At 53.0% G+C, this 12591-nt stretch carries 13 protein-coding genes and 1 pseudogene; all 14 read right to left on the reverse strand.

Going from position 1 to position 12591, the window contains the following annotated elements; all coding sequences use genetic code 11:
• Positions 1 to 7: 7 nt before the first annotated feature.
• Positions 8 to 937: an ABC transporter permease gene (locus PVA01S_RS00165; protein WP_127604193.1), complete on the reverse strand. Its 930-nt coding sequence runs from the start codon at positions 935 to 937 to the stop codon at positions 8 to 10.
• A gap of 12 nt (positions 938 to 949) precedes the next feature.
• Positions 950 to 2602, reverse strand: coding sequence for an ABC transporter substrate-binding protein (locus PVA01S_RS00170; protein ID WP_127604195.1), 1653 nt, complete (start codon positions 2600 to 2602; stop codon positions 950 to 952).
• A gap of 235 nt (positions 2603 to 2837) precedes the next feature.
• Positions 2838 to 3386 carry an OsmC family protein gene (locus tag PVA01S_RS00175; protein WP_127604197.1) on the reverse strand — a complete coding sequence of 183 codons (549 nt, stop codon included), beginning with the start codon at positions 3384 to 3386 and terminating at the stop codon, positions 2838 to 2840.
• On the reverse strand, positions 3383 to 3616 hold the full coding sequence (locus PVA01S_RS00180) for a hypothetical protein (RefSeq protein ID WP_127604199.1): 234 nt from the start codon (positions 3614 to 3616) through the stop codon (positions 3383 to 3385). Before PVA01S_RS00180 ends, PVA01S_RS00175 begins: the two co-directional genes overlap by 4 nt.
• A gap of 340 nt (positions 3617 to 3956) precedes the next feature.
• Positions 3957 to 4499, reverse strand: coding sequence for a GNAT family N-acetyltransferase (locus tag PVA01S_RS27100; protein ID WP_230875975.1), 543 nt, complete (start codon positions 4497 to 4499; stop codon positions 3957 to 3959).
• Between the two features lie 117 nt (positions 4500 to 4616).
• Positions 4617 to 5003, reverse strand: a pseudogene (locus PVA01S_RS27595) (GNAT family N-acetyltransferase); the annotation flags it as partial.
• 82 nt (positions 5004 to 5085) lie between these two features.
• A complete protein-coding gene (locus tag PVA01S_RS00190; RefSeq protein ID WP_127604203.1) occupies positions 5086 to 6423 on the reverse strand; it encodes an LLM class flavin-dependent oxidoreductase in 1338 nt (445 codons plus the stop codon).
• A gap of 41 nt (positions 6424 to 6464) precedes the next feature.
• A complete protein-coding gene (locus tag PVA01S_RS00195) occupies positions 6465 to 6932 on the reverse strand; it encodes a DinB family protein (RefSeq protein WP_127604205.1) in 468 nt (155 codons plus the stop codon).
• Positions 6933 to 6973: 41 nt separating this feature from the next.
• Positions 6974 to 7990 (reverse strand): LLM class flavin-dependent oxidoreductase, encoded by a 1017-nt coding sequence (locus tag PVA01S_RS00200; protein WP_127604207.1) that lies wholly within the window; start codon positions 7988 to 7990, stop codon positions 6974 to 6976.
• Positions 7991 to 8002: 12 nt separating this feature from the next.
• The gene (locus PVA01S_RS00205; RefSeq protein WP_127604209.1) at positions 8003 to 8755 is read right to left on the reverse strand and encodes an amino acid ABC transporter ATP-binding protein; all 753 of its coding nucleotides are present in this window, start codon (positions 8753 to 8755) and stop codon (positions 8003 to 8005) included.
• A gap of 106 nt (positions 8756 to 8861) precedes the next feature.
• Complete coding sequence (locus tag PVA01S_RS00210) at positions 8862 to 9572, reverse strand: amino acid ABC transporter permease (protein ID WP_164751705.1); 711 nt, start codon at positions 9570 to 9572, stop codon at positions 8862 to 8864.
• 18 nt (positions 9573 to 9590) lie between these two features.
• Entirely contained in the window at positions 9591 to 10292 is a 702-nt protein-coding gene (locus PVA01S_RS00215) for an amino acid ABC transporter permease (RefSeq protein WP_127604211.1), read from the reverse strand.
• Positions 10293 to 10325: 33 nt separating this feature from the next.
• On the reverse strand, positions 10326 to 11183 hold the full coding sequence (locus PVA01S_RS00220; protein ID WP_127604213.1) for a transporter substrate-binding domain-containing protein: 858 nt from the start codon (positions 11181 to 11183) through the stop codon (positions 10326 to 10328).
• A gap of 53 nt (positions 11184 to 11236) precedes the next feature.
• Entirely contained in the window at positions 11237 to 12562 is a 1326-nt protein-coding gene (locus PVA01S_RS00225) for an LLM class flavin-dependent oxidoreductase (protein WP_127604214.1), read from the reverse strand.
• Between the last annotated feature and the right edge of the window lie 29 nt (positions 12563 to 12591).

A 12591-nucleotide genomic window follows, 5' to 3' on the forward strand; every position in this document is an offset into this window, starting at 1 on the left:
TCCTCCTCTAGCTTTGCAGGCGTCTAACCCGCGGATCGATGTACGAATACGAAATGTCGACGCAAGCATTGACGATGACATATACGATGGCCGTAAACAAAATGACTCCCTGGACAACCGGCAAATCCTTGGCCATGATGGCGTCCGCAACAATCCGCCCGATGCCTTGCCGCGAGAAGACCGTTTCAATGACAACCGTGCCCGCCAGCATCTCGCCGATCAGGATGCCGAGCATGGTGACGGCCGGTATGAGCGCGTTGCGCAGCGCATGACGATACATGACAGCCCTCTCCAATAAACCTTTGGCACGCAGCGTCGTAATAAACGGTTCGCCGAGCACTTCAAGCATGGAATTCCGCACCATACGGACGATAAATCCGGCTCCGAGCATACCTAGCGTTAAGGCTGGAAGGATCAGAGTCTCCAGTCCGTCCGAGCCCATAGCAGGAAACCAGCCGAAATATACAGAAAATACGAGGATAAGCAGGATGCCCGACCAGAAGGTGGGCATGGAGATACCGAACAAACCGACGATCCTGGCTGCCATATCGATCGCCTTATTCCGATGTATAGCCGATAGGACGCCCAGCACCATGCCGACAATGACGGAGACAGCCGAAGCTGCAGTCGTAAGCGCCAAAGTAGCCGGGAAATGCGTGATGATTTTCGGCAGGACCGGCTCCGAATTCACCAGCGATTTCCCGAAATCCCCGTGAAGCACACGGTTGAAGTAGTTCAGAAACTGTTCATAGAACGGCCGGTCTACACCCAGCTGATGCCGCAAATTCGCAATCGCCTCCGGGCTCATCGAGCTGGGATCGATCATGTTCATCACGACGTCGCCCGGGAGCACATATAGAATGCAGAACACCAGAATGGAGGAGCCCGCCACGACGCCCAGAGAGCTCAATAATCGAACCGTTATGGCCTTGCCCATCTAGCACCCTCCTTACTTCTTAACGAGCGAGACGTCATTGAATATCGGATAACCGAGCGAATCGAATTTCAGACCGGAAAATGCATTTGAGGCCGCTACCGTATAAGGGAAGACGTATATCGGAATGATGACGGCATTATCGATAATATAGTGCTGTACCTTCTTGTAGATCTCTTTGCGCTTGGCTTCATCCGTCTCTACGACGCCTTGCTCGAGCAGCTTGTCAAGAGCAGGGTCCGACAGACGGGATAGCGACGGGCGCGTATTCGGAGCGGTCGTGTGATAGAACGAATTGAGCGCGACCGGATCCGAATTGACTTGGCTATTGCCGTAAAGGTCATATGACTGATTCGTATAAATGACGGTCTGCACGTCTTTCGTAATCCCCACTTCGACGGCGATGCCGACCTTCTTCAACTGCTGCTGGACGATGGCGGCGATGTCATTGCGCTTCTCGCGGTTCGGCGAGCCGTCGACATAATGCAGCGTAAGCTTCTTGCCGTCCTTCTCGCGTATGCCGTCGGCCCCCTTGACCCAGCCTAATTCGTCGAGCAAGCGGTTCGCTTTGTCGGGATCGGGCTTGATCGAATTTTCCAACGAGGGATCATAGCCAAACATATTAGGCGTCAGCGGCGACCATGCCCGTTGATACGTCCCCAAGTACAGCGACTTGATGATCGAGTCGACGTCAACGGCATATTGCACAGCCTGCCGGGCCTTTACGTCATTCCATGGCGCCCGGCTTTGGTTAAAGAACAGTGTGTACGGCAGCCCGCCTGTATTGAATTGCAGCACCTGCAGCTTGGCATCGTTCTTAAGCGTCACAATATTTTGCGGAGGAATGGTTTCGGCGGCGGTCACTTGCCCGCTCTGGACGCTGCCGATGCGGGTCGCTTCTTCCGGGATGATTTTGAATGTGATGGCGTCTAAATAAGACTGGCCTTTATTGTCGACCAGTGCCGGCGCCCAGTTGTAGTCGGGATTGCGCTCCACCTTGATCTCTGAATTATCGTCCCACTTCACGAATTTGAACGGTCCTGTGCCGACCGGGTTTTTGCCGAATTGATCGCCGTATTTCTTCGCTGCGGTTGGAGAAACGATGCCGAGCATGGCTTGGCTTAAGTTGCCCAGGAAGGCAACGGACGGCGTCTCCAGATTCAACTTGATCGTGTATTCGTCAATAACCTCGGATGATTTGTAAGGCTTCAGCAGCGCCGTGGAGTTGGCGGCCTTCGTGCCCGGATCGAGAATACGGTCGAAGCTGATCTTCACAGCCTCTGCGTTAAACGGCGTTCCGTCATGGAATTTGACATCCTTGCGCAGCTTGAACGTGTAGCTCTTGCCGTCCGGAGATATCGTCCACTCGGTGGCCAGCCATGGCTTGATCGTGTTGTCCGGCAATTGAACGACGAGACTGTCATAGATCGTGCGGAACACTCTCACGGCTACGGCCAGACCGCTGCGATGCGGATCGAGCGAGTCCGGCGACGTGGCCAATGCGTAAGAGATCTCACCGCCGGACGCGGCTTGCGCCTTTACCTCCGTGCTTCCCGCATTACCGGGCGAGCTTGGTCCGGCTTTCGAATCAGCCCCTCTGCAAGCCGACAAGACCATAACTACAGCTGACATAAGTGCGATTAATTTGACCCAACGAGCCTTTTTCATATGACTCATACCCCCGCCCCACAATAAATACACATAATTCCCATGTGATATGTATTATTTATTTTCCTTACTTTACCATTCAAGTTAAAGACCGTCAATCCGTGTAAGGCAAAACATATTCTATCCATGTATAGAAAGGTTCTATAGAGCGGGGCATCAGCAAGCAGCAACAAAACCAGCCTTCATCTATAGAGTGAAAGCTGGATATTCATCACTGCCCTGAATCATGCGAATTTCATAGGATGTCCCCTGTGCTGCGTTGATTCACGACCAATTCTCCGTGAATAACCTGCGGGTTCTTGAGCAAATTGAAGATCGGGCATACCTGTTCGATGGCTTCATGAAGCGCTTGAAGCGTTTCTTCTGACTCAACCGATTGGATGAACAGCTTGTAGCGAATGTTATGAGGATACACAGGGATATGTTCATAGCCGGGTCTGCCGGCTAACGGATGCATATCTCCCTCGACCTCCACCTCCAGCGATTCTAGCGAAACCTCGCGTTCCGCCGCCTGAATCAAAGCAATATGCGTCAAGCAGCTGCCCAGTACGCCAAGCTGAAGCTCCGGCGAGGAAGGTCCAAGATTATAACCCGCGAAATCCGGCGGACTGTCGCTGATCACTTGAAAATCGCGGATGCGGATTTCCCTCACCCCGCTGCGTCCGAGAGTTTGGGCTTTAGCCCGCAGCGTAACGCCTGCCGCCTCGGGCTGCTGCTCCGCCTTCTCCTGACGCTCAAACAAGGCAGCTCGCTTCTGTTTCAAATATTCGTTCAAGGTTGTCATTGCGCATCTCCTCCGAAAATCTGCTGCAGTTCTCTAATAATTGCCGTTTTCTCTGTCTCACGCACCTGACTTCTGCGTGCCTTCAGATAACGGAGCAATGATTTCTTCGCCGTGTCCTCCAGCTGCGAGATCGCTTTGCCGCGCCCGTCGAATTCCGGATGTTCGTTCCAGAACGTTTCCTTCCACTCGTCCAGCAGCTCCGTGAGCTCTTCAGGCCGTTCAATGAACACGCCGAGCTCCTCGCCCTTCCTGTTAAAAAACACATAAGTCGTTCAGTAAGGCGATAACATTGTCCGATGCCGAATCTCCTTGGTCATTGATTTGGTTGACGGTTATTGGCGCGTTGACTATTCCGATCGTAATCGCTTTTTCCTTCTGAGGTGCCGCCGGTTCGGACGTTTTCCCGTTATCGGCAGCTACCGGCTTCTGAGGCGCCGAGGCCGCGGGCGTTGACGAGCCGCCGCAAGCCTACAGTATCAGCATCAAACCTGTTAGTGTAAATATGAATCCGTTGCGATAAATGGTTCTCATCAGATAGGTGCCTCCACATTTTAAATCCATTTCGGATTGTCATTTATATACGTTTTGTTCCTCTTTAGTGCGAAGCTGAGCATCGTATAATGCAGGATTTACGACTTTCCGAAGGAGATGCATCGTTCCGTCTCCGTTGCCCCGGTCAATCGACTCGATTCGCTCATAGCCCTTCTTTTCATACATCGCCAAAAGCCACGGATGCTTCTCAGCCGTTGCCAGCGTGAGGGCGGGCGCTCCAAGTTTGTCCCGGATAATCGTTTCCTCCACCCAAGTAAGCAGCCTAGTGCCGATTCCGATTCCCTGATACTCCGGATCTACTGCAAACCATTTGACGAAAGGAAGATCCGTCTCCCAGCTATGCAGTTTCTCCTTCGACAAGGTCAGCGTTGCAGCGATTTCCCCGTTCAGCTCCAGCACGTAGCACTCGTTCTTTGTGATGTTGTCTTGAATAAGGGCAAGATCCGCATTAGCCGCCGGCCAATGAAGCTCCAGCTCACGAATCGTCTCGTAGGCCTCATAGATGACGTGCAACAGTCTTTCGGCGTCTTCCACGGCGGCAAGTCGGTAAACTTCACTCATCGTGATCCCTACCTCTCGATCAGATAACTCAGATGATGGCTTGGCGAAGGACAAATCCTTCTGGTAAGCCAGCACTTGATCCCACGTCCCGCTGAAGATCGGAATGCGGTAATAGCCGACCCGTTCATAAAGCGCCGCAGCTTCCGGCTGCTTCGGGCCGGTCTGCAGCTTCATGCTGCTGTAGCCAAACTCCAACGCCAGACGCTCCAGCTCCGCCAAAATCGCTTGGGCCACTCCCTTACGACGATAACCGGACCTGGTGTACATCCTTTTGACTTCTACTGCATTGTCTTCCAAAGGCCGCAGTGCGCCGCATCCTACCGGATAACCGTCTATTCGAGCAACCACGAAAGCGGCACGCGGCACTTCGACGTCTGACGGCTCAAAGCCTGCAGTGCCGTCGGAGTCGTACAGCACTCCAAGTTCCTCGCTCAACTCCTTGATTAATTGCTCCGAATCGGCGCTTCGAATATCCTCGGGTCCAGCAGTAACTTGTACTGACACTTTCCAATCCCCCTATCATTGTCCGATTAACCAAATATGAATTATCGGTTATAGACGTGTATAAATTCATCTGCTTCTCCTCTTAGGATTTCCCCACCAGTTCGTCGTCTTTTGAATACCGGTTCCTCGGGATCGGCAGCCCCAGATTGCCCCGCAGCGTCTCGCTTTCGTACTCCGTACGGAATAAACCTCGCTCCTGCAGGATGGGAACAACGTGATCGATGAATTGCTCCAGCGCGTTCGGTACGGCAGACCCAATCATGAACCCGTCCGCCCCACCCGCTTCGAACCATCGCTGTATCCGGCCGGCTACCTGTTCCGGCGTACCGATAAAGTTGCTGCGCGGCGTGGCAGCCTGCAGAGCAGCCTGACGCAAGGTCAGGCTGCTCTCCTTCGCATGTTGTTTAATGCGATCGGTTGTGCTCTGGAAGCTGTTCTTCCCTAGATTGCCAAGATCGGGGAACGGCGCGTCAAGCTCGTATTGCGAGAAGTCATGATGCTCGAAGTAACGGCCTAAATACACCAGCGCATCTTCAGCAGAGACGAGTGAAGCTGCCTTCTGATACTTACGCTCCGCTTCCTCCTCCGTGCTTCCGATAATGGGACTTATGCCCGGGAAGATGAGGACGTGGTCCGGATTACGGCCGAAGGACGACGCACGGCTCTTCACATCCTGGTAAAAGCCGACGGCCTCCTCCAGCTTCTCATGCCCCGTAAATATGGCATCCGCTTCCTTGGCCGCATAGTTTTTCCCTACTTCCGACGAGCCCGCTTGGAAGATGACCGGGTGTCCTTGCTTGGAGCGGGCGATGTTGAGCGGGCCTTTGACCGAGAAGAACTCCCCTTGATGATTCAAGGTGTGCATCTTCGACGGCTCGAAGAACACGCCCGAAGCCTTGCTGCGCACGAACGCATCGTCTTCCCATGAATCCCACAAGCCGCGCGTCACTTCCAGGAATTCGGTCGCGATTCGGTAGCGCAGATCGTGGTCAGGATGCTCCTTCTTTCCGTAATTCAAGGCGGAGCCCTCGAGCGGGGAAGTGACGATGTTCCAACCGGCACGTCCGCCGCTGATGACATCGAGCGATCCGAATTGACGGGCTACGGTAAAAGGCTCGCTGTAAGACGTCGATAACGTTCCGACGAGACCGATATGCCGGCTGACGCTCGCGAGCGCGCTTAGTATGGAGATGGGCTCGAATCGATTCAAGAAATGAGGGATCGATTTCTCGTTAATATAGAGACCGTCTGCGATAAATACAAGATCCAGCTTCCCCGCTTCCGCCTTCTGCACCCATTTCTTATAGAGTTCGAAATTGACGCTGGCGTCGGCAATGGCATCAGGATGACGCCATGCGGACGTACTGCTTCCGACACCGTGCAGCATAGCGCCCAGCTTTAATTGTCTGTTTCTGGACATGATTGGATTCCTCCTCCGCAAGACCCGGGACCCGCATCGCCTTATACGGCAACGGAAGCCTGCTTGATTCGTTCGATTTGTCCCAGATGGACGTTCACATGCTTCGTGAATCCTTTGACAATGTCCACGATCCGCACCGTTTCGCCCTTGGCATTAACGCCCGTCTTCTCCCAATCCTCATCGGTCAAACGCCGGTATAACAAGCTGTTGTAACGGAGCAGCTGTCCGAACACCTCCAGAATGTCGGCCGCATCGCCGTCATTCGCCTTCTGCCCGCTCACCCATGCGTCTTGATTGAACGCAGGCAGCCGGGCCGTCGTGCCTGCCAGAATATCACGAATCCGGAATGAAACGACAATGCTGTGGTCGGCAAGATGTGCAAGAACTTCGGTGACGCTCCATGATTCCGGAGCCGCCTTCCATGTTAATTGCTCCTTATTTAGTCCCTCCACGGCCAGAACTAACTGATGATGCGTATCAAGGTACGCTTGAATATCAACCTGACTCATCCCATTTCCTCCTCAATTGATGTAACGGCTATCAGACACAGCTATATTCCGGCTGCGACTCCTTTCAACGCTTCATGCAGCAGCTCGAATGAGCGGAGGCGACTGGAGAAATTCTGAATTCTCGTCGTTACAATAAATTCGTTGACGCCTGACTTTCCCTGCAGAGACAACAGCTCCCTCCGCACCGTTTCCTTAGAGCCTTTCGTGACTTCCGTCTGCTTCTCTTCGATCGTGTACGGTTCATCGGATTGCCGGCCGAACTCCTCCGCCTGCTCCAACGTACCGACAGTCAACTTCTTTCCGCTCGCCAGATGAATTTTGTAATGCTTATGCTCACCGACGAGTTCCTGAGCCACCTCATCGGTGTCCGCCACCACAACCGACAAGGCTAGCAAAGCTTGAGGCGTTCTGCCTGATTCAGCCTGAAACCGCGACCGATAAGCTTGGATCGCCTCGATGGCTGCAGCTTGATCTCCATTAATCGCTAAGGAAAACACATAGGGCAATCCAAGCGAAGCGGCAATCTCCGCACTATCTTTGCTGGCGCCGAGCACATAGATCTCAGGGGGGCTAGGCGGGATAGGCGACACTTTCACCCCGGCTAACGGATGGTTCTCCGGGAGACGGTTGTTTACATACGAATCGAGCTCAACCAGCTTCTCGGTTAACGATTGGGGAGCCGCAATACCTTGCTGCAAAGCTTGTGTACTGCGAGGCAGTCCGCCCGGTGCTCGACCGACTCCCAAATCCACGCGTCCCGGAGCCAGTGAAGCGAGCACATTGAAATTCTCCGCAACCTTATACGGACTATAGTGCTGAAGCATGATGCCCCCGGAGCCGATGCGAATCCTCTCTGTCTTGGCGAGCAGATGCGAAATCAGCACCTCCGGTGACGACCCTGCCGTATTCTCGGAATCGTGGTGCTCCGACACCCAGAATCGGCGGAAGCCGAGTTCTTCCGCCTTCCTCGCCAGCTCAATCGTATGTGCGAACGCTTCTGTGGCTGTTTCACCCGGGTAGATCGGACTTTGGTCCAGAACGCTAATCGCAATCGCCACGGCGGTTACCTCCTAAATGGAATATGACAACTCAGGTCTAATTCGCCTCAGGAACTGCTTCGTCCGTTCCTCTTTCGGCTGATTGAACAGCTCGCCAGGCTTACCCTCCTCCACAATGACTCCCTCATCCATAAAAACGACGTGGCTCGCGACATCCTGCGCGAAGGTCATCTCATGGGTAACGATGATCATCGTAATCCCTTCCTTAGCGATCTTGCGAATGACCGAAAGCACTTCGCCGACTAGCTCGGGATCAAGAGCTGAGGTCGGTTCGTCGAACAAGATGACTTCCGGATTCAAGGCCAGCGCGCGGGCGATGCCTACACGCTGCTGCTGGCCTCCGGACAACTGGGACGGGTACGAATCCAGCTTGCTCCTGAGACCTACTTTCTCCAGCAGCTCGATGCTGCGCTGCCGCGCTTCCTCCTTTGGCAGCTTCTTTACGACTACAAGCCCTTCCATGACGTTCTCGAGCGCCGTCTTATGACGGAACAGATTGTACTGTTGGAACACCATGGCCGTCTTTTGGCGCAATTGGTGAATCTCCTTCTTGGTGGCTCGCTTGCAATCGACGCTGAAATCATCGATTGTGATGACGCCGTCGTTCGGCTTCTCCAAATAATTCACACACCGCAGCAGCGTCGTTTTGCCGGAGCCGCTCGGCCCCAGAATGGCCACGACTTCACCTTTGTTTACCGTCAAGTCGATACCTTGGAGCACTTGGTTCCGTCCGAACGATTTTGTGATTTTCGCTAAAGTTATCATGTTACACCCCCCAAATATAGTCATGCGTGCCTTATTCAAATCACTTATAATTCCAATTACATGAATAAGAAATTAGGTATGGTTCGTTCGCAATGTTCAAGCAAGCTTACGCCACGCCGCCCCTGCTGTACACATTCAACCGTTTTTCCAGTAAGCCCGAAATATACTCGGCTATAATCGTTAATATCCAGTAGACGACTGCCGCCGCAATATAAGCCTCCAGGTATTTCCAGTTTCTCATAGCCACGATATGCGCCGTTCCGTTCAATTCCTGCAAGGATATCATGAAGGCCAGCGAAGAGCCGTGCAGCAAGCCGACGAATTTGCTCAGCAGGTTCGGCAGGCTCACCATTAATGCCTGAGGAATCACGATGCGCTTCATCGCTTGCGGTGTTGTCATGCCTACAGATAAGGCTGCCTCCAATTGCCCGATGCTCACCGACAAGATCCCGGATCGGATCGTTTCCGACATATAAGCGCCGATATTCAGCGTGAACGCAACCAAGATAAACAGGATCAGGGGGATCACGTTGGAACGCACCTCCCACCCATAACGCACCGCTAACGCGTCGAAAATCATCGGAAGAGCAAAATAGATAAGCATAATGTGAAGCAGCAGTGGCGTTCCCCGGAAGAAGGAGACATAGAATTGAGCGATACGATGGATATATTTGACCTCATACATGCGTACGAAGGCAACAACGGTACCGACGATGAATCCCGTAAACAACGGCACGATGGAAATCACCAAGGTAAGCGGCAGCGCCTTCAGCATAGCCATGAAAGCCTCAAGGATAAAGCCGAAATCGATTTGGATAGCCATCCCCCCTCCTCTTTAGTCGATGGCAGCGACAGGCTTCTCATACTTGTTCAGCCTGTGCTCTATTCTGCGGTACATATACTCGAAGATAAGGACGATCGAATAGTAAATGATCGAAAGCGCGATCCAGATTTCTAGAAAATGGTACGTCGTTCCCAGCATTTCGGCACGTCCGACGACATCCATCACGCCCAGCGTATAAGCAAGAGACGTATCCTTCAAGGTGCTGATGACCAAATTCGCCACATTCGGAAAGGCTACCTTCCAGGCTTGCGGCAGTACGATCCGCTTCAATACGTCGTAGCTTCCCATGCCGATGGAATACCCGGCCTCCGCTTGACTGCGGTCGACGGCGTTGACTGAGGCTCTTACGATTTCAGAGAAATAAGCGGCAAAGTGAAGCGCGTACGTCAAGATTACGAACACAAGCGGCTGGACATCGGTCACGTCGACATGGACAGCCTTGAGCAGCTCAGGCAAGCCGTAATAGACGAGGAACATCTGTATCAGGATCGGGGTGCCCCTTGTATACGAGATGTAGATGATCACGATCCGGTTGAGCACGGGAATCTTATACAGTCTGGGCAGCGCCATAATGATTCCTGCGACGACGCCCAGCGCAACGGAAGCGACGACGATGAACAAGGTGACATGCAGAAATGACAGCAGCTTCGGAAGAAATACCCATATGAGTGTAAAATCAAACGGTTTCCCCATTCGACACCTTATGCCTCTCTATGACTCGGCAAATTATTCGTTAACCGTGAAATCCTCGCCCAGCCATTGTTTGCTCAGCTTCGCCAGCGTTCCGTCCTTCTTGATTTCGCGCAGCGTTTCATCAATCTTGCTCTTCAATTCGGTTTCGTCTTTGCGCAGCACGTAGTAGATTTTCGAGGTGTACAAGACAGGCCCTACTACTTTCTGCTGCGCATCCGCATCCCGATTCCGACCCGTCACCTGGAACAGTGAGCTGATGGTGGCGTCGACGCGGCCCGTTTTGATTTGGTTGATGATATCGTTCGTTCCGCCGCTTCCGGAGAATACAAGCTCGAACGGATTTCCGTGATTCTTGTTGTAATCCTGCAGCCACACCGCTCCGTTGCTTCCCGGGGATGTGATGACCTTCTTGCCTTTCAGATCTTCGATCGAGTTGATCGTATTGTTGTCTTTATGGACAACGACTTTGCTTGGCCAGATGTTATACGCTTCATCGTTAAACAGAAACTTCGCTTGTCTTTCCGGGTTCACTTCATATTGGTTAACGGCCAGATCGATTTTGTTAGCTTCCAGGCTCAGCAGGATATTCGGAAACTCCATCGTCTTGAATTCAAATTCGTATTCAGGGAGACGTTTGTCGATTTCCTTGGTTAATTCGATGTCATAACCGGTCAGGTTGCCTTTGTCGTCAAAAAAAGTAACGTCTTTGAAGGTGCCGCTCGTGCCGACTATGATCTTCTGCACCTTCTGCGGCGCTGCGCTTGGTGGAGCCGTGGCGGGAACCGCGTTAGCTCCCCCGTTAGAAGCCGGATTAGCCTCATCCTTTGCGCCGCAGCCTGCGAGCAGGAATACGGCAGCTATCGAAATGGTCATGATTTTCATGATTTTCATGGGTACACTCTCCTGTTTATGTACTGCTTATGTATCGTTGAAATTCCATACCTTCACACAACTTCAGGCTTAAGCGTATACCGGTTGCGTGGAATCGAAAGCCCCAGGTTTCCGCGCAGCGTATTGCTTTCATACTCCGTACGAAAGATACCGCGCTGCTGTAGAATCGGTACGACCAAATCGACAAAGTCGGCCAACCCGTTCGGCACGACCGTGCGAATATTGAAGCCGTCAGCCGCGCCTCCTTCGAACCATTGCTGAATCAGATCGGCTACTTTCTCGGGCGTGCCGACAAAATTGCTTCTCGGCGTTGAAGCCCGCTGCGCGACTTGACGCAGCGTTAACCCCTGTTCCTTGGCTTCCCGTTTGATCTTGTCCGTCGTACTCCGAAAGCTGTTGCTTCCGAGATCGCCAATGTCGGGGAACGGAGCATCCAGCGGGAATGAGGAGAAGTCGAAATGCTCAAAGTAACGGCCCAAATAATTGAGCGCCTGCTCAATCGAGACCAGCTCGGCGATTTCCTGATATTTGCGCTCGGCCTCTTCTTCGGTTCTGCCGACGATCGGGCCGATGCCCGGAAAGATCAGAATCTCATCAGGATTACGCCCATACTCCCTCGCTCTGGACTTTACGTCCTGATAGAACTGCCTTGCTTCCTCGAACATTTCATGTCCCGTATATACGGCGTCGGCCGAATGGGCGGCGAGGTCCTTGCCCGACTCCGAGGAACCGGCTTGAAATATGACCGGATAGCCTTGCCTCGATCGAGCGATATTGAGCGGTCCTTGAACGGAGAAGTGCTTCCCTTTATGATTCAGGGTGTGCATCTTGGCCGGATCGAAGAATACGCCGCTCGCTTTGTCGCGTACGAATGCATCATCCTCCCATGAATCCCACAAGCCCTTGACGACTCCCAGATGCTCTTCCGCGATTTCGTAGCGCAAGGAGTGGTGCGGATGCTCTCCCTTACCGAAGTTCAGCGCGGAGCCTTCGAGCGGCGAAGTCACCACGTTCCATCCCGATCTCCCGCCGCTAATGTGGTCGATCGAAGCGAACTGTCTGGCGACTGTGAACGGCTCGCTGTAAGATGTAGATAACGTCGCGACCAGACCGATGTTCGAGGTGACTGTCCCAAGAGCGGACAGAAGGGTTAACGGCTCGAACCGGTTCAGAAAGTGCGGATTGGATTTCTCGTTAATGAACAAGCCATCCGCAATAAACAATAGATCAAATTTTCCCTGCTCCGCCTTAAGCGCCTGCTTCTTGTAGAATTCAAAGCTGACGCTTGCATCGGTCGGCACATCCGGGTGCCGCCAGAAAGAGATGCTGTTTCCAACTCCGTTTAAATTGGCCCCTAGCTTTAATTTTCGTTGCGACATACGCCCCTCCTACTTTTAGCCAAATATAC

Source organism: Paenibacillus validus NBRC 15382, from assembly GCF_004000985.1.
In the GTDB taxonomy this organism is placed as follows: Bacteria; Bacillota; Bacilli; order Paenibacillales; family NBRC-103111; genus Paenibacillus_G; species Paenibacillus_G validus.